Here is a 238-nt window from a genome sequence, read left to right as displayed (position 1 = left end):
TAGATCAGATGGATGTGATTGAGCTGAATGAAGCCTTTGCTGCACAGGCTTTGGCCGTGACCCGTGATTTAGGCTTGCCAGATGATTCTAGCAAGGTGAATCCAAACGGTGGTGCAATTGCATTGGGTCATCCGCTTGGTGCATCAGGTGCGCGTCTAGTGACTACAGCCCTAAACCAGCTTGAACAAACAGGTGGTCGTTATGCCTTGTGTTCAATGTGTATTGGTGTAGGCCAAGG

General features: G+C 49.6%; 1 pseudogene. It reads left to right on the top strand.

The features are described from left to right. Positions 1-238: pseudogene (locus NL42_RS17610) on the top strand (acetyl-CoA C-acyltransferase); the annotation flags it as partial.

The organism is Acinetobacter sp. GN11, assembly GCF_054823985.1.
This window is presented reverse-complemented; position numbering and strand designations above follow the sequence as displayed.